This is a genomic window from Nocardia sp. NPDC059240, assembly GCF_042753865.1.
Taxonomy (GTDB): domain Bacteria; phylum Actinomycetota; class Actinomycetes; order Mycobacteriales; family Mycobacteriaceae; genus Nocardia.
Map to the genome: position 1 here is coordinate 596,796 of NZ_JBHZAC010000004.1, position 24,735 is coordinate 621,530.

Below are 24,735 nucleotides of genomic sequence, written 5' to 3' on the forward strand. Positions count from 1 at the left end.
CTCCACCGCACCGCCTACGCTGCGAGGATGGCCGATGACGAAGTCACGACCGATGCGCTGGGGCCCTCGCCGTGGGGGTCGCGGCTGCTGGGTCCGGCCGAGGAGAAGGCCGGGATGCAGCGGGTGCGGGTGCAGGTGCTGCTGACCGTGGGGTTGACGGTGGCGAATCTGACGGGGATGGCCGTGGCGATCGCGTTGATCGCGTTCGTGCTGCCCGGGCCGCCGATCCTCACCCGGGAACTGGTGCTGTTGAATTTCGTGGCCGCGCCCTTGTACTCCTTCGCGGCGCTGGTGGGCGGATTGTGGTGGGGCACCGCCTACGGCCTGGGGACGCTGCGGTGGTCACGCGAACCCGATCAGGTGCCGACCGCGGCCGAGCGGGCTGCGGCGGGCGCGTTGCCGCGCAAGCTGGTGGTTTCGCAGGCCCTGCTGTGGCTGGGCGGGCTGGCGGTGTTGACCCCCCTCTACGGGCGGGCGGATCCGGCGCTGGTGCCGAAGATCGTGCTGGGTTTCGGGTTCAGCGCGATCGTGGTGTGCGCCAACAGCTATCTGATCACCGAGTTCGCGCTGCGGCCCATCACGGCGCGGGTGCTGGATGCCGCCACCTCGCGGCAGCGGCGTGGGCTGGGCGTTTTCGGCCGCACGGTAGTGGTGTGGGTGCTCGGCACGGGTGTGCCGGTGGCGCTGCTCATGTCGGTGGCGGTGCTGGTGCTGGCCGGCTGGCATGCCAGTAGCGAACGCCTGGCAGTGGTGGTGCTGGCATTGGGCGGGGCCACCTTGTTCTTCGGTCTGCTGCTCATGGTGCTGACACTCTCGGCGGCGGTGGCCCCGATTCGCGCGGTGCGCACGGCCATGCGCCGGGTCGAGGACGGCGACCTGCGGGTGGCGGTCACCGTCTACGACGGCACCGAATTGGGCGAATTGCAAAGCGGTTTCAACCACATGGTGTCGGGCCTGCGGGAGCGCGAGAAGATGCGCGATCTGTTCGGCCGCCATGTCGGGCACGATGTCGCCGAGGTCGCGTTGGCCCGCGATCCCGAATTGGGCGGCACCGAAACCGAAGCCGCCGCACTGTTCATCGACATCATCGGTTCCACCACACTGACCGCCACTCGCCCGGCCGCCGAAGTCGTCGCCATTCTCAATGATTTCTTCACCATCGTGGTCGACGAGGTGGAACGCTGTGGCGGCCTGCTCAACAAATTCGAGGGCGATGCCGCACTCGCCGTATTCGGCGCTCCCGCACCGCATTCCGATGCCGCCGGGGGCGCACTCGCGGCCGCCCGCAATATTCGCCGCCGATTGGCCTCGGCCGCCACCGAATTCGACGCGGGCATCGGCGTGGCGGCGGGACGGGTGATCGCGGGCAATGTCGGATCGGATCGCCGCTACGAATTCACCGTCATCGGCGACGCCGTCAATGAGGCCGCCCGATTGTGCGAATTGGCGAAGAACGACGAACTGCGGGTCCTGACCTCCGCGACCACCATTGCCGCGGCCGCGACGCGTGAGCAGATGCATTGGCGGCTGGGCGAATCGGTGACATTGCGCGGCCGCACCCGGCCGACGAGATTGGCCCGCCCCAGCACCGTCGAGCGCAGAAATGGCTACGGCGAGCGAGCCGATTCTGTAGGAAAATACGAGTAGGGCCGGTAGCCACGCCGACCCGGCTGGATAATCGAACAATCTGCTGCGGGACAGGTATTTACTGCGCCATTATTCGGGTCGTGGTCGCGGCCTCCCCGGTCGTAGTTCACGCGTTCCAGGAGGCTTCTCATGCAAATGCGCTTTTCGCGCCCCTCCCGCAGACCCGAGCTCGGCGAACTCACGCCGACCGGTTCGACACCACCACGGCATCCCGTCGACGAAATCCCCAAGCCGCCACGACTGGCCCTGCTGGGTCTGCAGCACCTGGCGATCATGTACGCCGGCGCGGTCGCGGTGCCGCTGCTCGTCGGCGGGGCACTGAAACTCTCGCCCCACACCATCGGCCTGCTCGTCAATGCCGACCTGCTGGTTTCCGGCATTGTCACCATCATTCAGTCGGTCGGCATCGGCCGGATCCTCGGTGTCCGGCTGCCCGTGGTGGCAGGCGCGACCTTCACCGTGGTCTCGCCGATGATCCTGATCGCGCAGGAATTCGGCGGCGGCGAGGCCGGATTGCCGACGGTGTACGGCGCGATCCTCGTGTCCGGCGTGTTCGGCCTGATCATCGCGCGCTTCTTCGCGAAGGTGGTGCGATTCTTCCCGCCGCTGGTGTCGGGCTGCGTGATCTGTGTGATCGGGTTGTCGCTGATCGGCGCGGATGCCGGGCTGATCGCGGGTGACGACCCGAAATCGGCCGACTACGGCCAGATCTCGCATATCGGCCTGGCCGGTCTGGTGATCGCGCTGATCGTGGTGATCCACCGCTTCACCCGCGGACTGCTCAGCCAGCTGGCCGTGCTGCTGAGCATGGCCATCGGCACGCTGGTGGCCTGGCCCATGCACCTGGTCGACATGTCGAATGTCGGGCCGTCCGCGTGGTTCGGCATCTCCAAGCCGTTCATCTTCGGCGCGCCCCAATTCCATATCGGCGCGATCATTTCCATGTGCGTGGTCATGCTGGTGACCTTCACCGAGTCCACCGCCGATATGGTCGCCGTCGCGGAGATGGTCGACAAGGAACTGGAACCCGCCGATCTGGGGCGCGGTCTGGCCGCCGACGGTCTGTCCGCGGTGCTGGCCGGATTCATGAACTCCTTCCCCGACACCGCCTTCGCCGAGAATGTCGGCCTGGTGGGTTTGACCGGTGTGCGCAGCCGCTGGGTGGTCGCGACCTGTGGCGGCATGCTGGTGGCACTGGGCCTGGTGCCCAAGGTCGGCAGTGTCGTTGCCGCGCTGCCGGGTCCGGTGGTCGGCGGCGCGGCCACGGTCATGTTCGCCATGGTGACCGCGGTCGGGCTGCGGGTGCTGCACAAGGTCCAGTTCGAGGGCACCAGCAACATGCTGATCATCGCGGTCACGCTGTCGGTGGCGCTGCTGCCGGCGGTCGCGCCGAACATCTACACGAAGTTCCCGACCAACTTCCAGATGATCGCGAGCAGCCCGATCACCTCGGCGGTGATCGTGGTGTTCGTGCTGAATCTGGTGTTCAACCACTGGGGTGCGGGTAAGCGGAAAGACATCAAGGAAGTCGCGGCCGCTCCGCACTGATCCGGCCGCGGGCTCCCATTGACTGGGGCATGCTGTCTCACTACTTTGAGTGGGACAGCATGTCTCATAGTCGTTCGGCAAGGGGGCCGCGATATGACCGATTCCTCGACGAAGCTGTACCCACCCCGGTGGGCCCCGACCTTCCTGCGCTGGCACGACACCCGCATCGGCTGGTGGCAGTCCTGGCGACTCGCACTCGGGGCGCTCCCCCGGGTACGTGATCACACGGTGCTCGATTACGCCACAGCCCTGCCCGGCGCGGACGACGTGATGGTGGCCCGGGTGCCCTTCGCCCGATTCGTCGTGGTGCGCAGCCCGGAACTGGTGCGCCAGGTGCTGGTCACCAATCAGAACAACTATGCGAAGAGCCCCGAGTACGACATGCTCGCCGTCGCCTTCGGACGCGGGTTGGTCACCGACTTCAATGATGAACAGTGGCAACGTAATCGGCGGCTGGTGCAGCCGATCTTCGCCAAACGCAATGTGGACGGTTTCGCGCCGGTGATGGTGGCGGCCGCCCGGGACGCGGTGGAGCGGATCCGGACGCTGAGCGCGACCGGCGAGAGTGTCGATGTGGGAGCCGAAATGAATCGGCTCACCCTGGATGTCACCTCGCGCACCATGTTCGGCACCGATATCACCGGCCCCATGTCCGAGGTAGTGCTCGAGCGGCTGCTGCGCTTCTTCGGGCGCGGGTTCATGACCAATCTCAGCCATCCGCTGCACCATGTCTCGACCTGGGTGATGCAACGGCGCGGCCACGGTGACGCCGCGAATTCCCGTGTGCCCCTGCGGATCATGCGGAAGGCGGGCTGGGTGATCGAGCCGCGCGCCATGCGGGATCTGCGGCATGCCGAGCAGGTGGTGGACGGGCTCATCGCCGACCATCGCGCCGGGCGGATCGCCCGCAAGGACAACCTGCTGGCCCTGCTGATGGATGCCGAGGACCCCGAAACCGGCTACCGCTACAGCGATCAGGAGATCCACGACGAGCTGATGACCTTCATCGGGGCCGGAATGGAAACCACCGCAACGGCTTTGAGCTGGGTATGGCAGCTGCTGTCCGAGAATCCGGAGGCCCGCGAGCGACTGCGGCAGGAGGTGCTCGCGGTGCTGGGCGACCGGCCCGCCACGGCCGCCGATCTCGAGCATCTCCCGTGGACGCAGGCCGTGGTCGCCGAAACCATGCGGCTGCTGCCGCCGGTGATCGGATTGGCAAGGACCACAAAGGATCACGACGTGCTCAGCGGCTATGCCATCAAGCCCGGCACCACGGTCGCCGTCATCCTGCACGCGCTGCATCATCACCAGCGAGTGTGGGAGCGACCCGACGAGTTCGATCCGAGCCGGTTCCTGCCGGAAAACCTGGCACGCGAACAGAAGCGGGCCGCCATCCCCTTCGGCGCGGGCAAACGCATGTGCGTGGCTTCGGGTTTCGCGAGTATGGAGGCCACCCTGGTGGTCGCGACCTTCGCCCAGCACCTGGAGTTCGACGCGGTTTCCCCCGAACGGGTGCGCCGCCAGATCTCCTTCACCGGCGGCCCCGACGGTCCCCTGCCCATGCGCCCCCGGTTCCTGCCGCAGGCCCGCCCCGTCGACACCGCCGTATAGTCGAATCTCGTGAAACCGCCCCCTCATCTGCGCCCGCACCGCAGGCGGTCGGGCGGTCAGCGCTGGGACGAGCACAACACCGCGCGCCGCACCGCCATCCTCGAGGCGGCCCTCGACCTGATCGAGGAGCATGCGCCCGGCGCGGAAATCTCAACCCAGCAGATCGCCGACCGTGCGGGCCTGGCCCGCTCGGTCGTCTACCGCCAGTTCCAGAACCGCGAGGATCTCGACGCCCGCGCCCGCGAATTCGTCTTCGACCGCTACCTGGCCGAATTCGAGGAGATCCTGATCCTCGATCCCGCGAAGACCGCCGAGGACATCATCTTCGACGTCCTGCTCACCGTCGTCCGCTGGACCACCGACCACCCCAACCTCTACCACTTCGCCCAACTCGGCCCCCTCCCCGGCCACCCCACCGCCGACGCCCTCACCACCTTCCGTCAGCGCGTAGCCGACACCCTCTGGCACCGATTCGCCTCCTGGACAGCAGTTCTCGGCATCGACGTCACCCCCTTCCACCCGATGATCTACGGCGTGGTCGGCATGGTCGAGGGCGTCATCTCCCAATACCTCTCCACCCCGAACGATTCCAACCGTCCCGCCCAGGAAGCCCTGGCCCGCCTGCTGACCTCCTCCACCTGGCACCTCTTCGACGGCCACGCCCGCGACCTCGGCTACACCTTCCACCGCACCGACCCGGTAGCCGCCACCCTCGGCACCCTCTTCGCCGCCGCATCCGAGCGCACCGAACCACCCCGTACCCACCGCTGAATCCCCCCTACCGGCCAGGCGCTTCGGCGTCAGCGCCGCGCCCGTGCGGCGTATGCCCGAATCCACCACTGCACGATCCCGGCGAAGACGCCGAGCAGCAGGGCCAGCGCAGCCGGCAGTGCACTGCCCGTGGCCACCGCGACACCGATCAACACCGCCATCGCGAGCAGCAGCGCCACCTGCACGAGGGACGCCGTCCGGGAGCGCAGCACCGACCAGACCACGCGCCGTTGCCCGCGCGGCAGCGCCCGGTACACCCAGGCGAACACCGCCAGTACACCGAGCACCCCAGCCATTCCGATCATGCGACCCGCCGGAGTCACCACGTCGGTGCCGCCCACGTCGTTCGAGGCCGGTGTGGCGGTGCCGAACACCAGTAGCGCGAATGACACTGCGAACGCGAGGAATTGCAGCGTGACCAACGCCATGCGCAGCACGACTCCGACATTGTGGCGGACCAGGTCCGCCAGGCCCGGATCCATCGCCCCGGCCCGCAGGAATCCGCGCGTCGCCCGGAGCCAATGGTGCGAATGAAGTTGGTGCAGTGCGAGATTGTGCGCGGCCTCGGCGTTCTCGGGGTCGAGTCGCAGCGCGGTGCGGAAGGATTCCGAGGCGGGGCCGGGCAACAAGCGGCCCAGTCGGCGGCGTCGGAGCAGTATCGACCCGCGCACCTGATGCGCGGCGGAAGAGTTGGGGTCCAGCATGATCGCCTGATCGATGGCCGCCAAAGCTTGATCCGACGAGATCTCCCGCAGGACTACGGCTGCCGCCAAATGGTTGACCGCCGTGTCGGGTCCCAGTGTGACGGCCCGCCGGGCAGCAGTCTCCGCCTCGGCATGATTGCCGAGCTCGTTCGCCGCCAATGCCAGTACGCGCAAAGCGAATTGGTGATCAGGGCTGACCCGCAGCGTTGCCCGGGCGAACTCCGCCGCGCGCGGATAGCGCTTCATTCGCAATGCGGCGCTCGCCGCGTAGGCGGTCGCGTCCACGTTGTCGGGCTCCGCGGCCAGCACCTCGACCAGCAGTTCCAGCGCCGCCTCCGGCCGCCCGATATCGAGCAGCGCGACGGCCCGCTGGATCCGCGGGTTCACCGGTGCTTCCGGCTCCGGATGTACTCGGCCAGCTCGTCGTAGCTGCCGTCGGCATTGGCGAAATCGACGATATTGCGGGCGGATTCGAACCAGGGGCCGGCGCTGGGCCGGATCCGGCCGAGCGCGGTGACCATATCGGCCATGGTGACCGGCCGGACCGTGCCGGTGCTGATGGATTCCGCCAGCGCCAGCTGGGTGGCCGAGGTGCACACGTGGGCCAGGTCCGCGCCCGAAAAGCCTTCGGTGCGTTGCACTATCGCCCCCAGGTCGATGCCCGCGACGGGGCGGTCGCGCAGGTGATGGCGCAGAATCGCGCGCCGGGCCTCGGGATCGGGCAGGGTCACCAGGATCATGCGGTCGAAGCGCCCTGGCCGGCGCAGCGCGACATCGATGTCCCACGGATGGTTGGTCGCGCCGAGCACGTACACGCCGTCGTTGTCGGCGGACATCGAATCCATCTCCGCCAGTAGCTGATTCACCACCGCGCGCATGGCCGAGGAATTGCGCAGCTGACTGCGTTTGTGGCCGAGGGCGTCGATCTCGTCGAAGAACAGCACGCAGGGCGCGTTGCGTCGCCCGGTCTCGAAGATCTGGTGCAGGTTCCGTTCGCTGGCCCCGATCCAGATGTCGAGGACGTCGCTGATCTGCACCGGATAGAAGTTCGCCCCCAACTCCCCCGCCACCGCGGACGCGAGGAAGGTCTTCCCACACCCCGGCGGACCGTAGAGCAGCAGCCCGCCGCGCGCGCTGGTCCCGTACGCGCGGGCCAACTCCGGATTGCGCAGCGGCCCGAGCAGTGAAAGTTCGAGCTGCCGTTTCACCGCCTCCATGCCACCCACATCGGCAAGGGTGAGGTGCGGCCGGTCCAGCCGATCGGCATCGTCACCCCCGGCAGCCGAGGTCGGCACGTCGTCGACGAACGCAGGCCCGACGATATCCGCCACCTGACTCTCGGCCGCATGCCAATCGAACTGATCACCGCTGTCCCCCGCGTCGGCAACGGCATCGCCACCTTCCCCCGCCAACCCCTGGGTGCACCGTTTCATCAGGTGCTGAACCTCGCCATTGCGCGGATCGGCGATCAACACCTGCGCACACTGCTCGAGCCCCTCGGCATACCGCTTCCGCTCGATCAGCAGCTCGATCAGCCGCAACCGCACGGGAACCAGCTCCGGCATCCGCCGAACCAACTCGAACATTTCCCCGAGAACCGGATCCTCACTCATCGAGCCCCTGACTGTTGTCGCCCGATCGAATGCGTCGATCGTAAACCGACCGGTTTGCAAAAGGCCGCGAGCGGCACGCGGAGCGGGCCAAGGCTCAGGGCGAGCGGATCGCGGTGTCGATGTTGAAGCGGCTGACCTCGGCGGACGGCTCGGCCGTCGGCGATGCGCCGGGCTTCGTTCCGCTTGCCGCGTTGCGATTGCGGGTGGCCTGAGCGGTTACACCAGTTCGGCTGCGGGGCTGGGTGATTCGGCGGGGGCTGGGTCGGATCGGCGGGCGTAGCGCTGGGCTAGGGCGGCGCAGGTGAAGAGTTGGATCTGATGGAAGAGCATGAGGGGGAGGACTATCAGGCCGATGGGGTGGCCCACGAAGAGGACCGAGGCCATAGGGAGGCCGGTGGCTAGGGACTTTTTGGAGCCGCAGAAGGTGAGGACGATGCGGTCGGCGCGGGAGAAGCCCAGGAGGCGGCTGCCGAGTGAGGTGAGGGTGAGGACCAGGGCCAGGAGGGCGGCGCAGACGAGGGTGGTGGAGATGAGGGTGCGGGCGGAGAGGCCGTGCCAGATGCCTTCTGTCACACCGGCACTGAAGGCGGAGTAGACGACGAGGTAGACCGAGCCTCGGTCCACGGTTTTGGTGGCGGCGGGGTGGCTGAGGATCCAGCCGAGGTGGGGGCGTAGCAGTTGTCCGGCCAGGAAGGGCAGGAGCAGCTGGATCACGATGGACAGGATCGCCGACGGTGAGATGTGCACGCCCGCAGTGGTACTCATGCAGGCCATCACCAGTAGCGGGGTGGCGAAGACGCCGATCAGGTTGGAGAGGGAGGCGCTGACCACCGCGCCGGCCACATTGCCGCGGGCCAGGGCGGTGAAGGCGATGGAGGATTGCACGGTCGAGGGGACCAGGCACAGGAACAGGACGCCGGTGTAGAGGTCGGGGGTGAGCACCGACGGGACCAGCAGGCGCAGGGCCAGACCCAGTAGCGGGAAGAGGACGAAGGTGGCGGCCAGCACGCTGGCGTGCAGTCGCCAGTGCTTCAACCCGGCCAGGGCCTCGCGTGGTTCCAGGCGGGCGCCGTAGAGCAGGAACAGCACTCCGATGGCGATCTTGGTGGCCCACTCCAGGATGTCGGCGGCGGTCCCGCGCGCGGGCAGCAGGGCGGCCAGCGCCACGGTGGCGAGGATGCCCAGCATGAAGGAGTCGATGCGGAATTTGGCGAGGAGCTGCACTCTTTCGACGGTAGGATCCCGGACATCGATCGCGATAGTCGTTCGATGCGTTATCTCTGATCGCGAAGCGTGATAATTACTCCATGTTCGAACCCGAGCTGCTACGTACTTTTCTCGCCGTCGAGCAGGCCGGCGGCTTCACCGCCGCCGGTCGGCAACTGGGTCTGCGCCAGTCCACGGTGAGCGGTCACATCGCTCGCCTGGAGCAGGCCGCCAAACGTGAACTGTTCCGCCGCGACACCCGCAATCTGGCGCTGACCGCCGATGGCGCGGCCATGATCGGTTTCGCCCGCGCCATCCTCGACGCGCAGGCCCAGGCGCAGGCCTACTTCTCCGGTTCCACCCTCACCGGCCTGGTCCGACTCGGCGCGTCCGACGATGTGATGGCCAGCGAACTGCCGAACATCCTGCGGGAGTTCCAGCATTCACATCCCGGCGTGGATCTGGAACTCACCGTCGGCCTGAGCGAAACACTCAAGTCGCGCATGGCCGCGGGCGAACTGGACCTGGTCTTCGGCAAGCGTCTGCCCGGCGAGCCGCACGGCAGCCTGCTGTGGCGGGATCGCCTCGTATGGGCGGGTCGTTCGGCCGCAACGGAATTCGACGATCCAGTGCCGTTCGTCACCTACCCGAAGCCGAGCCTGACCCGGCAGCTGGCCTTGCGTGCGTTGAAGCACGCGGGCCGCACCTGCCGGGTCACCTGTGTCAGCGACAGCCTGCTGGGTCTGCGAGCCGCCGCGCTCGCCGGGCTCGGCGTCATCGTGCACGCCGCGGGCGTGCTGCCGGAGGGTTTGGTGCCGCTCACCGACCCCCGGCTGCCCGAATTGGGGGATCTCGACTTCGTCCTCATGCACCGCCGCACCCGGCTGTCGGATCCGCAGCAGGCGCTGGCCGACGCCATCACGACCAATGCCCGCCGCCTATCAGTCCAGACCACGCGGTCGGGCATGTGACCGCTGGGCCCGCCGCGAGCGGTAGGGTGCTTGAAAATCCGACGCCGCGCCTCGGGGTGCGCGGGTCGGCCAGGCGGGCGGGCTGAAGCGTTCGTGTTCAGCGTCTATCGAGCTCTGCAGAGTGTTTGACACATCTGAGGTGGGTTTGGTGTTGATCGGTGCGAGAACGGAAGAGCGTGCGGGCGTTGAGGATTCCTGCACGCAGCGACCCGAGTGGGGCGCGCGGACCTGGTGGGTGCTGGCCTTCGGCGCGGTGCTGTCGCTGGTCCTCATCTTCCTGACGGTGGATCCGTGGCTGGACGAGGTGGGGTTCCTGGCCGGCGGCTTCGACGTCCACGTCTACCGCGACGGCGCGTGGAAGATCTACCACGACCATCCGCTGTACACCGAGACGACACATCGCGGACTGTCCTACACCTACACGCCGTTCTCGACGCTGGTCTTCCTGCCGATCCTCGCGGTGCCGTGGGCCATGGTCACGAATTCCTGGCTGGCACTGAACATTTGCGTGCTCTACGGCTGCGTATTGCTGTGCTGGCGGGTCCTCGGCTACCGCTTGACCTGGCAGCTCGCCGGGCTCAGTGCGCTGCTGACGGCGACCTGCATGTTCCTGGAGCCGATCCGCACGACGCTGTACTACGGGCAGATCAATCTGGTGTTGATGGCGTTGATCTTGTGGGATTTCGCGCGCCCGGAACGCAGCCGATTGCGCGGTATCGGTGTCGGATTGGCCGCGGGCATCAAGCTGGTGCCGCTGTTTTTCGTGGCCCAGTTCCTGGTGCTGCGGCAGTGGCGGGCAGCCGTGACGGCGTCGTCGGTCTTCGTGCTGACCATCGTGATCGCCGGTGCGGTCCTACCGTCGGATTCCAAGCAGTACTGGACCAAGACGTTCTTCGAGTCCGACCGGATCGCCCCGGATACCCAGCCCGCCAATCAATCCCTGCGCGGGGCCATCGCACATCTCACGGGTCATCAAGTGCCGCAATGGTTGTGGCTGTTGATCGCGGTGCCGGTGGCGATCGGCGGGCTGCTTCTCGCCGCGGCCCTGTACAACCGCGGCGAGAAGCTGCTCACCGTCACCCTCGCCGGCCTGACCTCGTGCGCGGTCTCACCGTTCTCCTGGAACCATCACTGGGTCTGGTTCCTGCCGCTGTTCGTGTATCTGGTCCATCGCGCGCAGGCCGACCCGCGCTGGTGGTCGGCCGCCGGTTTCCTGTACCTGGCCACCGGCGCATGGGCCTACCACTGGACCGATACCTGGGTGGTGGTCGGCTGGTTCCTGTTCCCGCCGTCCTGGCCCATCTCACAGATCCTGTTGAACTGCTATGTGATCGTGTACGCGGTCATCGTGGGCTGCGTCGTCTACCGGCTGCGGCGTACACCGGCCGTCAGTACGGCATAGCCCGATTCGCCTGCGCCCAAGCCTTTTCGGCGTCGCTGCCCTCGTCCGGTGGCCACAGTCCCGCGATCATCCATTGATCGCGGGGCGTGTCCTCGACATGGAATTCCATGTGCAGGTCACGGTCATGGGTGTACGGGCGCATGACGCCGTCGAGATGCTCGGTCATGCGTTTGCGCCGCCCGGCATCGTCGAGGTGGCGGGCGAGGTGTTTGACGACGACGCGGACGGTGTCGCCGGATGGCTTGCCGCCCACGAAGACCGAGGTGCCGGGCATCTCGTGGAACTGCACGATCACGTAGAACGCGGGCAGCCCGAAGCGGGTGTAGATCTCGGTGATGTCGGCCGCGAAGTCCTGCTTGTCCTGCTCGGTGTAGGTGTCGACGGGATGGTAGATGTGCCACAGCGGCATGAGAGTGTCTCCGTCTCTTCGAGTTTCAGCGTTTCAGCGCCCGATGCGAATGGTGAGGTTCTCGACGGGCCCGGACAGCGCGGCCTTCACGTGCCGCGTCAGGTCGTCGACGAGCACCTCGTTCTCGCCCTTCTCCAGCCCGTCGAGCACGGCGGTGGCAACCTGTGCGGGACTGACCTTTTCGGCCGTGATGGCCTTGACCATGTCGGTGTCGGCGAAGCCGAGGTGCACGCCGACCACCTGCGTGCCCTGCCCGGTCAGCTCCGTGCGCAGCGAATTCGTGAGCGACCAGAACGCCGCCTTGGAGGCCCCGTAGGCCCCGCCGCCCGCGATCCACGACAGCACCGAGTGGATATCCACCAGTGCCCCACCGCCGTTCGCGGCCAGGACGGGCGCGAAGGTCTGCGCGATGCGCAGCGGGCCGATCACATTCGTCTCGAAAGTGGCTCGCACATTGTCGATATCGGCCGTCAGCAACGGTGACGGGTACAGCACGCCCGCATTGTTGACGACGATGCCGACATCGGTGGCGACCGCCGCGACCGCCGCCACGGACTCCGGATCGGTGACCTCCAGCGCCAACGGCACCACCCGCGGGTCCGCGCTCGGCTCGGGGTTGCGCGCGGTGGCGTACACCTTGCTCGCGCCGCGCCGCAGCAGTTCGTCCACGAATGCCCGCCCGAGTCCGCGCTGCCCGCCGGTGACCAGGGCTACCGCGCCGTCGATATCGGTCATGTCGATGCCTCCCAGTTTTAGATTATGAGCATCATCTATCGCTTAGATTATGAGCATCATCTAAGCTGGGAAGCAAGACCGAAAAGGAGACAGACCATGCCGCGATCCACGCGAGCTCAGGCCGAGTCGAATCGGCAAGACGTGCTGGACGCGGCCGCGGCACTGGTCCGCCGGCGCGGGGTGAACGGCGTGACCGTGCCCGAGGTGATGTCCGCGGCCGGGCTCACCCACGGCGGGTTCTACCGGCACTTCCAATCCAAGGAGGACCTCGTCGCGCAAGCCTGCGCCGCGGCCTGCGAGGAGATGAACCAGGAGCGCGAGCGGATTCGCGCGGTCGCGCCCGATGCGGCGTCGGCCCGCCGGACCTTCCTGGAGCGCTACCTGTCCACCAAGCATCGCGACGCCCCGTCGCAGGGCTGCGGAATCGCCGCGCTCGCAGGCGATGTCGCGCGCACCGAAGCCGACAGCGCGCTGCGGCAGACGTACGCGAAGGGTCTGCACGATATGGTCGGCCAACTCGGCGACCTGGGGGAACGCCCCGGCACAGTCGACGACGAGACGCTGGTGGAGGTCGCACTGATGGCGGGCGCGCTCATGCTGTCGCGTGCCAGCGACGGGGACGAACTCTCGGAGCGCATCCTCGAGGCCGCCCGGAACCACCTGCTAAACAACCGACCGGTCGGCTAACTGACCGCATCCGTTACGCAAGAGAGCCACAACCTATATCCGAATCGAGCCTTCAATGGGAATCCCTCTCTCGCAAACATTTCGCGAGCGAGAACCGAGGAGGACGCCATGTCTGAGCCCGTGTGCATCGATTGCTGGCGGCGTGACAACCTCACGTTCACCCAGCGCCTGGATCCGGCCTATATCAAGCCGGGCCCGAAATTCCGGTGCGCCATGCACCGCGCCCAGTGCGAGGCCGAGGGGCTGCTGCCCGAGCGCACCGACCACCGCGAGGCCGCCTGAGGATCACGGGGCCTGGATCACCAGCCCCGTTCGAGCACCGCGCTTCTCACCCCACTCGTAGAGCGCGGTCAGCACCGGCACCAGGCTCCAGCCCTCATCGGTGAGCTCGTACTCCACCTGAGGGGGAACGGTCGGAAAAGCCGTGCGCCGTACCAGCCCATCGGCTTCCAGTTCGCGCAACTGCTGAACCAGCATCTTCTCGCTGGTATCCGGCATCAGCCTGCGCAATTCCCCATATCGGCGCACCCCCTCCTTGAGATGCGCCAGAATCACCGGCTTCCACTTCCCCCCGATCAGATCGACGGTCACCTCAACCGGGCAGTTGTACCGCTTACCAGCCATATCCGACGGTAACGGATCGCCACGGCGGCGGACCGGACTAGTTGGGGCGCAGCACAACCAGGCCCGGGACCGTGGTCAGGTACTGGGTGAGCGGGGTGTCGACCACCTGGTTGTTCGCGGAAAGCGAGGAAGCGTTGCGGAACATCGGTCCGTTGGGGGTGCTGATGAAAATGCCGACGTGGGAGACGTCGAGGCCCGCCTCGTCGGTGTAGGCACCGAGGAAATCACCGGTGCGCAGCCCGCCGATGACCGCGTTGTCCATCGCCCCGCTGGGAATGTACGTGATGTTGCGGTCCACCACCGGCAGTCCGGGGAGGTAGTTTCCGCCCCCGGCCTTCGCGTTCAGGTGCTTGGTGATCGTGACTGCGCCGGGGGTCAGAGACGCAGTGATGTCGTTGGCGGCGACGCGGTTCGTGTACGCCCAGTCGGTGAAGAAGTGCTTGCGGTGGGTGAATTCGACCTGGCCGTCGGTGTACCGGGTGGCGATGAGGTTCTGCACGAACTGGCCACGATCGGCCGAGCGGCTCAACGCCTCCACGTAATCGAGGTAGGTGAAGCAGTCGACACCGCGGAAGTCGACGACGAGTTGCTCCGGCTGGGAGGCCGAGCCGATGAGCATGTTCGCGCGGTACGGGGTGCCGATGAAGCGACCCGACAGCTGCGCGATCGCATCGGTGCGCGGGCCGGTCAGCGAGTTGCGCAGGGCGAGCAGGTCGTCGATCTGCCGGGAGGTGGCGTCGTCCAGGCTCGGGTCGGCGGGGGTGGCCATGGCTTGCGCCGGCAGTAGTGCCAGCCCGAAAACGAGCGTGACCAGCATCAGTAGAACGCGGGTGACAGTGCGCAAAACCCCTCCATCAGAACGAGACGTGCAGAACGAACCTAACACCGAATTTCTGTCCCAGACAATCCTTCCACCAGCATCGATCCGTGCGTAGGCTGCCCACCATGATCACGACACAGGCTTCGCGGCAGCGCATCGCGGAGTTGCTCGACACCGAATCTACCGTCGTGGACGGCTACCTCGACGTGCTCGGAGCGAACACGCCGCCCATCAAGGGGATCGGGCAGGCCGCCATGCGGGTGCCGCTGGTGTCCCGCATCTACGAACCCATCTGGCGCAAATTCTTCCGGCTCGCCATGGGCAGCAATGCCGTCGGAGTGCGCCGGGAGAAGCAGCGCGCGGTCGACTCGCTCGGCATCACCGAGGGTGCGCTGGTGCTCGATGTCGGCTGCGGGCCGGGCCTGTTCACCCGGGCATTCGGCACGGCCGCGGGTGAATCCGGGCTGGCCATCGGATTGGACGCGTCGGAGTCCATGCTGGCCGAGGCGGCCCGCACCAATGCCACCGGATCGGTCGGATTCGTGCGCGGGGACGCCGGTCGACTGCCCTTCGCCGACAAGACCTTCGACGCTGTGGCCTGCTTTTTCGCCCTGCACTTCTTCCCCGACGCCGAGGGCGCGCTGGCCGAGATCGCCCGCGTCACCGCGCCCGGCGGGCGGATCGCGGTGACCGCCCTGGCGCATCCGGAACTGCTCGACTTCCCGCTGTTCCGCCGCACCTACCAGCTCAGCGGTGCGCGCAGCCTCGCCCACCACGTGGTGCCGGACCTGCTCACGGCGGCGGGTTGCGAGATCACCGGCCGCAAGTCGTCGGGCGCTGTGCAGTTCGTGACGGCCGTCAAGACTGCGTGATCCGGGCATCGAGGCCCTGCTCGAGAAAGTCGAGCAGGGTCCGGGTGCGTCGGGGCAGGGCCGGGGAATCGGTGTAGGTGGCGTAGATGTCGGCGCCGGGGGTCGGAATGTCGGCCAGTACCTGGATGAGTCGGCCATCGCGCAACATCGGGGCCACCTGCCACAGCGACCGCATGATGAGTCCGCGACCTTCCAGGCACCAGCGGGTGATGACATCACCGTCGTTGCTGACCAGATTCCCGGCGACCCGCACCGCCGTCTCCGGCTGCTCGAAACGCCAGAGCGCGTAATCGCTTTCGTTCTCCCGCAGCACGATGCAGTTGTGCCGCTCCAGCTCCGCGAGGCGCTGTGGTGCGCCGTGCGCGCGGAGGTATTCCGGTGCGGCGCAGACGATTCGGCGATTGCGGCACAACCGCCGGGCGTTCAGGCGGGAATCCGGCAGCGTGCCGACGTGCAGGTCGAGATCGAACCCGGTGCCCGCGATATTGAGCGGCACCGACGAGAGCTCCAGATCGACCTGGACCAGCGGATGCGCGGCCACGAATGCGGCCACCAGATCCGCGATGTGGGCGCGCCCGAGTCCGATGGTGGAGCGCACGTGCAGCCGGCCGCGCAGCTCGTCGTGCTGCTCGGCGATGGAATCCTCGAGTTCCTCCAGCTGGGCGGCGAGGCGGGCGGCACCGGCGGCATACCGCTCCCCCTCCGGCGTCAGCGTGAAACGCCGTGTGGTGCGCTGGATCAGCGGCACACCGAGGCGGGCCTCCAGTTGCGCGAGGCGCTTGCTGACCGCCGAGACCGACAGCCCGAATTCGCGCGCCGCCTCGGTGAGACTGCGGGAACGCGCGACGACGTCGAAGAACAGAATGTCGTCACTGCCACCGCCCCGCATCGGAACCTCCTGTGATTCTTTCCCTTTCGGAAAAGGTCTCTTGCGCCGTACGTACTTTCCGCGCCGGATCACCGAGCCTACCGTTGTGATCCAGCCGACAGCAACGACGTTCGATCGGCAGCGAGGAAGGCGGAATTATGGCGACCGTGCACCGCATTGCGGTTATTCCCGGCGACGGCATCGGGAAGGAAGTCGTCCCCGAGGGCATCCGGGTATTGGGGGGCGTGGCGGCCGCCTGCGATTTCACCCTGGAACTCGAATATTTCGACTTCGCCAGCGCCGACTACTACACCGCGCACGGGAAAATGCTGCCGGACAACTGGTTCGATCGATTGAAATCCTTCGACGCCCTCTTCTTCGGCGCGGTCGGCTGGCCCGAGGTGGTACCCGATCACATCTCGCTGTGGGGCAGCCTGCTGCAGTTCCGCCGGCACTTCGACCAGTATGTGAGCCTGCGGCCGGTGCGGCTGCTGCCCGGCGTGACCGGACCGCTGGCCGGGCGCGCACCCGGCGATATCGATTTCTATGTGGTGCGCGAGAACACCGAGGGCGAATACTCCAGCATCGGCGGGCGGATCTTCGAAGGCACCGACCGGGAAACGGTCGTCCAGGAAACCGTCATGACCCGCACCGGCGTCGACCGGATCCTGCGTTATGCCTTCGAACTCGCGCAGCGGCGGCCGCGCAAACACCTGACGTCGGCGACGAAGAGCAATGGCATCTCCATTTCCATGCCCTATTGGGACGAGCGCGTCGCGGAAATGGCCCGCGCCTATCCGGAAGTCGAGGTGGACAAATACCACATCGATATTCTGGCCGCGAATTTCGTGCTGCACCCCGACTGGTTCGACGTGGTCGTGGCCAGCAATCTCTTCGGCGACATTCTCAGCGATCTCGGCCCGGCCTGCACCGGCACCATCGGGATCGCGCCGAGCGGGAACATCAACCCGGAGCGTAGGTTTCCCAGCCTGTTCGAGCCCGTGCACGGTTCGGCCCCCGATATCGCCGGGCGCGGCATCGCGAATCCGATCGGCCAGATCTGGAGCGCGGCCATGATGCTCGAGCATCTCGGCGAGCACACCGCGGCGGCCGCCGTGCTGGCGGCGATCGAAGCCGTGCTCGCCACCGGCGGTGCGGCGCTCACGCCCGACATGGGTGGCAGCGGCACCACCGAATCGCTCGGCAAGGCCGTGCGGGCAGCGCTGGAAATCCGGTGAGCGGCAATGAGTTCCATTGACAGAATCCGTCGGGTATCCCGGCAGTCGATGCCCGAGCTGGACGGTGCGCCACTGCTCATCCCGGTGGTGTTGACCGCGGCGGTATTGCTCGCCGGGCGCTTCCGAGCCATTCCCGAGAACATGATCGGCGGGCTGGCGGTGATCGTCGGGTTGGGCATGCTGCTCGGGCCGCTCGGCAATCGGCTGCCGTTGGTCTCGCGCATCGGCGGGGGCGCGCTCGCATGCCTGCTGACACCGTCGATCCTGGTGTACGCCAAGGTGTTCGACGGCAATACGGTGCGCGCCGTGACCGCGCTGATGAAGCAGGCCAACTTCCTGTACTTCGTGATCGCCACCCTGGTGGTGGGCAGCATTCTCGGCATGAGCCGCAAGCTCATGGTGGGCGGCCTGATCCGAATCTTCCCGCCGCTGTTGGCGGGCACGGTGGCGGCGGTCGCGGCGGGGCTGGCGGTGGCGATGTTGTTCGGCAACAGCTTTCACCGGGCACTGTTCTACATCGTGGTGCCGATCCTGGGCGGCGGCATCGGTGAGGGCGTCATCCCGCTGTCCTCGGCATACGCCTCCGCGCTCGGCGGTGAGCCGGGTAGCTATGTGGCGCAGTTGATTCCGGCGGCCATCATCGGCAATATCGCCGCCATCATCACCGCGGGGGTATTGCGCCGGCTCGGCGATCGGAAGCCGGAGCTGGACGGCAGCGGGCGTTTGGTGCGTGGTCCCGAGATCGCGGTAGCTCCAACGGATTCCACCGTGACCCGGGAACCCAACTACGCGCTCGGTGTCCTGATGATCACCGGACTGTTCGTGCTCGCCTCGCTACTGGAGAAGCCGGTTCATCTACCGGCCCCGGTGCTGGTCATCATTCTCGCGGTGCTGTGCAAACTCGGCGGCGTGTTCCCGGCGTCGGTGGAGGCGGACGCGCGGGCGGTGTACGCGATCATTGCCCGCTGGTTCATCTTTCCCACCATGATCGGTCTCGGCATGGTGTACCTACCGCTCAACAATGTCATGTCGGTGTTGTCGATCGGCTACGTGATCGCCTGCACCGCAGTGGTTCTCGCCATGGCGCTGACCGGTTTCCTGGTCGGCCGCGCGATCGCCATGTATCCGGTGGACGCCGCCCTGGTCACCGTCTGCCACAGCGGGCTCGGCGGCACCGGCGACGTGGCCATCCTCTCGGCCGCCGATCGCATGAATCTCATGCCGTTCGCGCAGATCTCGACCCGCATCGGCGGTGTGACCACCGTGATCAGCGCAGCCTGGCTCATCCGTCTGTTCGGGTGAGCGGGTCTTGACCGTGTTGCTCGAGCACGCTGTGGAACCGCGCGACCAGCGGGCTCGGGTCGCCCACGCGCCACGCGACATGCATCGTCGTCGAGGTGTCGGCCAGTGGCCTCGGGGCCACCCCGACCCGACGTAGCGCGCGGTGCGAGTCGGGCAGTACGGCGGCCCCGAATCCGGCGGCCACGAGTGCCAGCAGCGTTTGGGCACTGCGCCCTTCGGCTCCGATGCGCGGGACCACCCCGGCTCGATGGCAGAGCGCGATGATCTCGTCGTAGGAGCGGGTGGAGACGTCGCGGGGCCAGATGACCAAGGGGATCTGGCCGAGCGCGGACAGCGGTGCCGGTCCGGCCGCGTGGGCCAGCGGGTGGGCGGCGGGCAGGAACATGGTCATCGGTTCCTTCCACCAGACGCGGGTCGCGAGCCGGGCGTCGCGAGCCGGCAGTCGCTGGACGGCGACGTCGTAGCGGCCGTCCAGTACACCCGCGGACATCTCCGCGTCGCTGAAGCTCTCCTCGAGCCGCAGGTCCACCTTGGACAGTTCCCTGCGCAGCCTGCCCAACACCGTCCCGAGCTGACCGTTGATCCCGGATCCGGCGAAGGTGATGGTCAGCCGTCCGGTCATGCCCTGCGCGGCCAGGCGGACATCCTCCAGTGCGGCGTCGGCTTCGGCCAGGACCGCAGTGGCCCGCCGCACCAGGGCCACTCCCGCCGCCGTTGGCGTCAGCCCACGACCCTCCCGCTCGAAAAGCGCGACACCGAGCCGTCTTTCGAGGTCCCGCAGCTGTCTGCTCAAGGTCGGCTGGGTCAGGTGCAAGCGCCGCGCCGCAGCGCTGACCGAGCCTTCCTCGGCGATCGCGACCACATAGCCGAGCATTCGAAGATCCATCAATCCATACCTCCAGAGCATGGGAAGCATAGCTACTGATGCCCGTAGGGCTGATTCGACCGTTCGGTGCGCGAGAGTTGAGAAGTCACACCGACAGCATCACCGCAAGGAGAAATCATGAACCGCGAACAGCGTTACGCCCACGGCCTCGAGGTCCTCAACCGCGTCGATGGCGAAGCGGGACAACGGGTGGTGGCGTCGCTGGCCGACGTTTCGCCCGAGCTCGGACATCAGGTGGTGGCCTGGGCCTTCGGCGATATGTACGACCGCCCCGAACTCGCGCCCCGGGACCGGCAACTGGTCACCCTCGGCGTGCTGGCCGCGCTGGGCGGCTGCGAGCTCGAGCTGGATGTGCACATCAACGCGGCACTCAATGTCGGACTCACCGCCACCGAGATCTCGGAAGCGTTGCTACACACCGCCGTCTACGCCGGCGTGCCGCGCTCCCTCAACGCCACCCTGGTCGCGAAGAAGGTCTTCGGAGAGCGCGACCTGCTGCCCCTGACCAACGTGTCCTGACCCGAATGCGGCAGGCGCCGATCGCCCCTAGCCGAGCAGTCCGCCCAGCAGGCCACCGGACTGCCCGGCCTCCTGACCGCCGCCGGTGCCGCCGATCATGCCGCCCGGCGGCAGTTCGGACGGCTGCACGATGACGAAGCCGTGGCCCGAGAACGCCAGTGTCAGGCCCTCTCCCGTGCTGCGGCCGATCAAACGGCTGAACCCGAACGAGTCGTTGCGCTTGATGCCGGTCTGCAGGCTCGACGACCAGGCCACCGCGGCCTGCGGGTCGGCATAGGTCGGCTGATCCACATTGAGCACCACCGGCGAGCCGTGCGTGGTGATGGCGATGCGGCCGCGACCGGTGAAGACGCAGTTGAAAAAGCCCGCGTTGCTGGCGTATCCGGCCGCGCCCTGCACCCGCTGGATGTTGTAGGTCAGCGTCGAATCGAAGGCCAGCACATTCGCGCCGTTGATGGTCAGGCCGTCGGTGCCGTCCAGGTCCACGGTGTGCACATCGGCGGCGGCATTGGCCAGGAACAGATCTCCGCGCCCGGACACCTGCATGAGCGGGACACCCTCACCGGTGAGCCGCTGTTGGATGGCCCGGCCGATGCCGCCGGAACCGAGCGCCTTGAACTGCAGATCCCCCTGGTAGGCGACCATGGATCCGGCCCGCGCCAGGGTCTCCCCGTTCACCGCGACCCGAATCATCTTGCTGCCCTGCTTCTGAATGCCGACCCCGGTGACCTCGGCGTGATTCGGATGGAACAGCTCGCTCTGCACGGACGGGACTCCTTGTGGGGCGCGGGGATTCGGCATGGTCGGCGCGACCGGCGGCGGGGGTGGCACGAAAGACGGTGGGCGCGACAGCACCTGTGTGGGCGCGAGGCGGCTCGCCGGTACAGGCTGTTGCGGCGGTACGGGCTGCGGGGCCGGTTCGGGTTCGTCGTCGATGTTGACGCCGAAAGCGGCGGCCAGTCCAGCCAGCCCGTCGTCGTAGCCCTGGCCGACCGCGCGGACCTTCCAGGCGCCGCCGCGCCGATAGATCTCGACGCAGACCACGGCGGCCTCGGTGCTGAGCCGATCCATCGGGAAAGTCAGTGTGCCCGCGTCGGATCCGATCGTGGCGACCAGCGAGCCCACCCCGGCGAAGGTCGCGGGCCCGCTGCCGTCCAGGCTCGCGGTGATGGCGACCTTGTCCACGTCGGCGGGCAGCGCGGAGGTCCGCACCTCCACCATGTCCCCGGCCCCGCGGCCGTGGCGATATACCAGGCCCGGCGCGACCGGCTGATTGAAGAACACGAAGTCGCCGTCGGAGCGCACCCGCCCGTTCGCATCGAGCAGCAGAGCTGACACGTCGACGGCGACCGAGCAGGTCACGGTGATCGTCAGCCGATCGGCGGGTGCGGGCCGATTCTCCCCGCGCGCGAGCGCTGTCACGACTCCCCCTCGGCGCGTACCTGTTCGCGCGGTATCCGATTCACAGGATCCAGTCTGTCGAATCTCCGCGGCGGCGGCCATCCGGATCTTCCCCGAGATGGCCGGTCTTGACATCGGACGCCGCTCCGCAAATACTACACTCACTGTAGCTACATTGACCGTAGCTTTTAGGGAGGTCGCAATGGGGCGTCGTTACTGCATCATCGGAGCGGGATACACCGGCCTGGCGGTGGCCAAGGCCTACACCGATCTCGGCCTGGACTACGACCACCTCGAAGCCACCGACGCGATCGGCGGCAACTGGTCGCACGGGGTGTACGACTCGACGTACCTGATCAGCTCCAAGGACGTCACCGAATACCTGGACTATCCGATGCCCGACGCCTACCCGGACTTCCCGAGCGCCGCGCAGATGCGTGACTACCTGCGGTCCTTCGCCGCGGAGTTCGGGATCGACCGCCGCATCGAGTTCGGCGCACTGGTAACCGAGGTCGCGCCGCTGGACGAGACCAGAGCCGCCGGGTGGCGAGTCGAACTCGAGAGCGGCGAGGTCCGCGAGTACACCGGGGTGGTGGTCGCCAACGGCCACTACTGGGACGTCAATATCCCCCCGTACCCGGGCGAATTCGCCGGCAAGCAGATTCATTCGAAGGACTACAAGCGGCCCGCCGATCTGGACGGCTCGCGGGTGCTGGTGGTCGGGGCCGGGAACTCCGGCTGCGATCTGGCCGTGGAAGCCGCTGTGACGTTCGGGAATTCGGAGATCTCGCTGCGCCGCAGCTACTGGTTCATCCCCAAATACGTCTTCGGCATCCCGAGCGGCAGATTCGACTTCGGGTCGGTGCCGGTACCGAAGGCCGCGCAGGAGGCCGTGTTCCGGTCCATCGTCGCGCTGGGCATGGGCAGCTTCGGCAGTTTCGGGCTGCAGAAGCCGCAGCACCGCATCTTCGACCAGGATCTGGTGGTCAATCAGCAGTTGCCGTACTTCCTCAAGCACGGGCGCATCGCGGTCCGGCCGGAGATCGCCCGATTCGACGGGCACACCGTGCATTTCGTCGACGGCACCAGCGGGGAGTTCGACACCATCGTGTGGGCGACGGGGTTCCGGACCACCTTCCCGTTTCTGCGCGACGGGCTGCTCGAGTGGGAGCACGGCCAGCCCCGGCTGGTGGCGCACACCTTCGCCCCGGGCTTGGCGAATCTGTATTTCGCGGGCCTGGTCGCGCCGCGCTCCGGGGCGGGCATGCTGCTGATGAACTCCTCGCGGCTGATCGCGGAAGCCGCGCTGCTGCAGCAGGAATTCGGCACCCCGATCGGCGACCTGTACGCCCTGCTTTCCGAACCGTCGGCCGAAATCCTCGCGGGCGGACCGGAATTGCGCTGGGAGGCGCGGCGCGGTCGCTGGCTGGTGCGCGGCGCGACCCGGCTCGCGACGATTCGCACACTGCTGTCCGGCGGGGCGGAGCCCGGCGGCCGATCGGCCGATGCCGCTGATTCGCCCGGTGATGCACCCGGTGGCCTATCCGTCGGCGTGCTGCGCCCGCTGCTCGCCGCCGCCCGCCGGATCGCCTGATCACACCAATCCTTCTCCGCGACAACAGGAGCCATCCATGCCACCCAAGTCCCGTACACCCCGCATCGTCGCCGTGGGCAGTCCGCTCACGCTGCCCTGCGGTGTGACCCTGCCCAATCGGCTGGCGAAGGCCGCCATGAGCGAACAGCTCGGCGAGATCACCGGCGCGCCGAGCCAGACCCTGACCCGGCTCTACAGCGCCTGGGGGCGCGGCGGCGTCGGCCTGCTGATCACCGGCAATGTCATGATCGACCGTCGGGCCTATGTAGAACCGCGCAACGTCACTCTCGAGGACGATCGGCAGCTCGAGGCCGTGAGCAATTGGGCGCGGGCGGGTTCCCGCGCGGGCGCGGTGATGGTCATGCAGATCAACCATCCCGGCCGGGTGGCGGTGGGTTCGCTGCATCGGCGCCCGGTCGGGCCGTCGGCGCTGCGTCCCGAGGTGATCGGCTACAACCTGCGCAAGCCGCGTGCCCTGTCGCTCGACGATATCGCCGATCTGCGCCGCCGGTTCGCACGCACCGCGGAACTGGCTGTGGCGGCGGGTTTTTCCGGTGTGCAGGTGCATGCCGCGCACGGATATCTGCTGTCGCAGTTCCTGTCGCCGCTCGCCAATCAGCGCACCGACTCGTACGGAGGTACCCCCGAGAATCGTCGCCGCTTGCTGCTCGAGGTGGTCGCCGATGCCCGGAAGGCCATCGGCCCCAACGCGATTCTCTCGGTCAAGCTGAACTCCGCCGACTTCCAGCGCAGGGGGCTGGAGGAAGGTGAGTCGCTGGACGTGGCGCTCGCGCTGGAACAGGCCGGGATCGACCTGCTCGAGATTTCCGGCGGCAACTACGAAGCCCCCGCCATGACCGGTGTGGTGCAGGACAGCACGCGCGAGCGCGAGGCGTACTTCCTGCGTTACGCCGAGGACCTGCGCGCTCGTTCGACGATGCCGCTCATGCTCACCGGCGGCATCCGCACCCTGGACTTCATGAACGATGTCCTGGCCCAGGGCGCGGTCGATGTGATCGGCCTCGGCCGGCCCTTCGCGATCCGCCCGGACATCGCCGCGGACCTGCTGGCGGGCACCGCCGAACCGCAGGTGCTGCCCACCGCGCCGCGCATCCCGCTGCCCCTCGCACCGGTGAACTCCTATCTCCAGCTCGCCTGGCACGCGGCGAACTTCCGTCGAATCGCGGCCGGAGACAAGCAGGTCAGCGGGCCGGGCGCGGTCCGCACCCTGGCCGCGGCCGGAGCCGCCGTGACCGTCCGTGCACTCACCCAGTTCTGAGCCGAGGAATCTCCATGAGCCTCAATGC

General features: G+C 67.4%; 24 protein-coding genes. 14 read left to right on the top strand and 10 right to left on the bottom strand.

Annotation, left to right across the window (positions count from 1 at the left end; genetic code table 11):
- The first annotated feature begins 27 nt into the window (after positions 1 to 27).
- The 4 genes from ACFXHA_RS17485 to ACFXHA_RS17500 all read left to right on the top strand — a co-directional run bounded on the left by ACFXHA_RS17485 (position 28) and on the right by ACFXHA_RS17500 (position 5,577).
- Positions 28 to 1,647 (top strand): adenylate/guanylate cyclase domain-containing protein, encoded by a 1,620-nt coding sequence (locus ACFXHA_RS17485; protein ID WP_379357766.1) that lies wholly within the window; start codon positions 28 to 30, stop codon positions 1,645 to 1,647.
- Positions 1,648 to 1,776: 129 nt separating this feature from the next.
- Positions 1,777 to 3,195 carry a nucleobase:cation symporter-2 family protein gene (locus tag ACFXHA_RS17490; protein ID WP_379357768.1) on the top strand — a complete coding sequence of 473 codons (1,419 nt, stop codon included), beginning with the start codon at positions 1,777 to 1,779 and terminating at the stop codon, positions 3,193 to 3,195.
- Between the two features lie 93 nt (positions 3,196 to 3,288).
- Positions 3,289 to 4,806 (top strand): cytochrome P450, encoded by a 1,518-nt coding sequence (locus ACFXHA_RS17495; RefSeq protein ID WP_379357770.1) that lies wholly within the window; start codon positions 3,289 to 3,291, stop codon positions 4,804 to 4,806.
- A 9-nt stretch (positions 4,807 to 4,815) separates the two neighbouring features.
- Positions 4,816 to 5,577 (top strand): TetR/AcrR family transcriptional regulator, encoded by a 762-nt coding sequence (locus ACFXHA_RS17500; RefSeq protein WP_379357772.1) that lies wholly within the window; start codon positions 4,816 to 4,818, stop codon positions 5,575 to 5,577.
- Positions 5,578 to 5,606: 29 nt separating this feature from the next.
- On the opposite strand, the gene ACFXHA_RS17505 is transcribed toward ACFXHA_RS17500, so the two are convergent.
- The 3 genes from ACFXHA_RS17505 to ACFXHA_RS17515 form a co-directional block, all read right to left on the bottom strand.
- Complete coding sequence (locus ACFXHA_RS17505; RefSeq protein ID WP_379357774.1) at positions 5,607 to 6,668, bottom strand: tetratricopeptide repeat protein; 1,062 nt, start codon at positions 6,666 to 6,668, stop codon at positions 5,607 to 5,609.
- Positions 6,665 to 7,894: an ATP-binding protein gene (locus ACFXHA_RS17510; RefSeq protein ID WP_379357776.1), complete on the bottom strand. Its 1,230-nt coding sequence runs from the start codon at positions 7,892 to 7,894 to the stop codon at positions 6,665 to 6,667. The genes ACFXHA_RS17505 and ACFXHA_RS17510 overlap by 4 nt, the downstream gene beginning before the upstream one ends.
- A gap of 216 nt (positions 7,895 to 8,110) precedes the next feature.
- A complete protein-coding gene (locus ACFXHA_RS17515; protein WP_379357778.1) occupies positions 8,111 to 9,118 on the bottom strand; it encodes a bile acid:sodium symporter family protein in 1,008 nt (335 codons plus the stop codon).
- 83 nt (positions 9,119 to 9,201) lie between these two features.
- Here ACFXHA_RS17515 and ACFXHA_RS17520 point away from each other — a divergent pair, with 83 nt between their 5' ends.
- On the top strand, positions 9,202 to 10,071 hold the full coding sequence (locus ACFXHA_RS17520) for a LysR family transcriptional regulator (RefSeq protein ID WP_379357780.1): 870 nt from the start codon (positions 9,202 to 9,204) through the stop codon (positions 10,069 to 10,071).
- A 148-nt stretch (positions 10,072 to 10,219) separates the two neighbouring features.
- Positions 10,220 to 11,473: a glycosyltransferase 87 family protein gene (locus tag ACFXHA_RS17525; protein ID WP_379357782.1), complete on the top strand. Its 1,254-nt coding sequence runs from the start codon at positions 10,220 to 10,222 to the stop codon at positions 11,471 to 11,473.
- On the opposite strand, the gene ACFXHA_RS17530 is transcribed toward ACFXHA_RS17525, so the two are convergent.
- On the bottom strand, positions 11,460 to 11,882 hold the full coding sequence (locus ACFXHA_RS17530) for a tautomerase family protein (protein ID WP_379357784.1): 423 nt from the start codon (positions 11,880 to 11,882) through the stop codon (positions 11,460 to 11,462). The genes ACFXHA_RS17525 and ACFXHA_RS17530 overlap by 14 nt on opposite strands.
- Before the next feature lie 33 nt (positions 11,883 to 11,915).
- The gene (locus ACFXHA_RS17535; protein ID WP_379357786.1) at positions 11,916 to 12,617 is read right to left on the bottom strand and encodes an SDR family oxidoreductase; all 702 of its coding nucleotides are present in this window, start codon (positions 12,615 to 12,617) and stop codon (positions 11,916 to 11,918) included.
- Positions 12,618 to 12,713: 96 nt separating this feature from the next.
- Between ACFXHA_RS17535 and ACFXHA_RS17540 the strand changes: the two genes are divergently transcribed.
- Together ACFXHA_RS17540 and ACFXHA_RS17545 are read left to right on the top strand one after the other, a co-directional pair.
- The gene (locus ACFXHA_RS17540; protein WP_379357788.1) at positions 12,714 to 13,304 is read left to right on the top strand and encodes a TetR/AcrR family transcriptional regulator; all 591 of its coding nucleotides are present in this window, start codon (positions 12,714 to 12,716) and stop codon (positions 13,302 to 13,304) included.
- A gap of 108 nt (positions 13,305 to 13,412) precedes the next feature.
- The gene (locus tag ACFXHA_RS17545; protein WP_379357790.1) at positions 13,413 to 13,586 is read left to right on the top strand and encodes a hypothetical protein; all 174 of its coding nucleotides are present in this window, start codon (positions 13,413 to 13,415) and stop codon (positions 13,584 to 13,586) included.
- 3 nt (positions 13,587 to 13,589) lie between these two features.
- Here the strand turns inward: ACFXHA_RS17545 and ACFXHA_RS17550 are convergent, their stop codons facing one another.
- Positions 13,590 to 13,895 carry a winged helix-turn-helix transcriptional regulator gene (locus tag ACFXHA_RS17550; protein WP_379357792.1) on the bottom strand — a complete coding sequence of 102 codons (306 nt, stop codon included), beginning with the start codon at positions 13,893 to 13,895 and terminating at the stop codon, positions 13,590 to 13,592.
- Positions 13,896 to 13,965: 70 nt separating this feature from the next.
- Complete coding sequence (locus ACFXHA_RS17555) at positions 13,966 to 14,772, bottom strand: DUF1460 domain-containing protein (RefSeq protein WP_379357794.1); 807 nt, start codon at positions 14,770 to 14,772, stop codon at positions 13,966 to 13,968.
- A gap of 101 nt (positions 14,773 to 14,873) precedes the next feature.
- Between ACFXHA_RS17555 and ACFXHA_RS17560 the strand changes: the two genes are divergently transcribed.
- Positions 14,874 to 15,620, top strand: a complete 747-nt coding sequence (locus ACFXHA_RS17560) for a class I SAM-dependent methyltransferase (RefSeq protein ID WP_379357796.1) — start codon at positions 14,874 to 14,876, stop codon at positions 15,618 to 15,620.
- Here the strand turns inward: ACFXHA_RS17560 and ACFXHA_RS17565 are convergent.
- A complete protein-coding gene (locus tag ACFXHA_RS17565; RefSeq protein ID WP_379357798.1) occupies positions 15,607 to 16,509 on the bottom strand; it encodes a LysR family transcriptional regulator in 903 nt (300 codons plus the stop codon). The two genes, ACFXHA_RS17560 and ACFXHA_RS17565, sit on opposite strands and share 14 nt — an antisense overlap.
- A 137-nt stretch (positions 16,510 to 16,646) precedes the next feature.
- Here ACFXHA_RS17565 and ACFXHA_RS17570 point away from each other — a divergent pair, with 137 nt between their 5' ends.
- Entirely contained in the window at positions 16,647 to 17,726 is a 1,080-nt protein-coding gene (locus ACFXHA_RS17570) for a tartrate dehydrogenase (protein ID WP_379357800.1), read from the top strand.
- A 48-nt stretch (positions 17,727 to 17,774) separates the two neighbouring features.
- Positions 17,775 to 19,028 carry a 2-hydroxycarboxylate transporter family protein gene (locus ACFXHA_RS17575; protein ID WP_379357801.1) on the top strand — a complete coding sequence of 418 codons (1,254 nt, stop codon included), beginning with the start codon at positions 17,775 to 17,777 and terminating at the stop codon, positions 19,026 to 19,028.
- Here ACFXHA_RS17575 and ACFXHA_RS17580 read toward each other — a convergent pair.
- On the bottom strand, positions 19,009 to 19,914 hold the full coding sequence (locus ACFXHA_RS17580) for a LysR family transcriptional regulator (protein ID WP_379357803.1): 906 nt from the start codon (positions 19,912 to 19,914) through the stop codon (positions 19,009 to 19,011). The genes ACFXHA_RS17575 and ACFXHA_RS17580 overlap by 20 nt on opposite strands.
- A gap of 117 nt (positions 19,915 to 20,031) precedes the next feature.
- Here ACFXHA_RS17580 and ACFXHA_RS17585 point away from each other — a divergent pair, with 117 nt between their 5' ends.
- On the top strand, positions 20,032 to 20,433 hold the full coding sequence (locus tag ACFXHA_RS17585; RefSeq protein WP_379357805.1) for a carboxymuconolactone decarboxylase family protein: 402 nt from the start codon (positions 20,032 to 20,034) through the stop codon (positions 20,431 to 20,433).
- A 27-nt stretch (positions 20,434 to 20,460) separates the two neighbouring features.
- Here ACFXHA_RS17585 and ACFXHA_RS17590 read toward each other — a convergent pair whose 3' ends face one another.
- Positions 20,461 to 21,855: an AIM24 family protein gene (locus ACFXHA_RS17590; RefSeq protein ID WP_379357807.1), complete on the bottom strand. Its 1,395-nt coding sequence runs from the start codon at positions 21,853 to 21,855 to the stop codon at positions 20,461 to 20,463.
- 181 nt (positions 21,856 to 22,036) lie between these two features.
- Here ACFXHA_RS17590 and ACFXHA_RS17595 point away from each other — a divergent pair, with 181 nt between their 5' ends.
- Entirely contained in the window at positions 22,037 to 23,428 is a 1,392-nt protein-coding gene (locus ACFXHA_RS17595) for a flavin-containing monooxygenase (RefSeq protein WP_379357809.1), read from the top strand.
- A 37-nt stretch (positions 23,429 to 23,465) separates the two neighbouring features.
- Positions 23,466 to 24,707, top strand: coding sequence for an NADH:flavin oxidoreductase/NADH oxidase family protein (locus ACFXHA_RS17600; protein WP_379357811.1), 1,242 nt, complete (start codon positions 23,466 to 23,468; stop codon positions 24,705 to 24,707).
- Positions 24,708 to 24,735 lie beyond the last annotated feature (28 nt).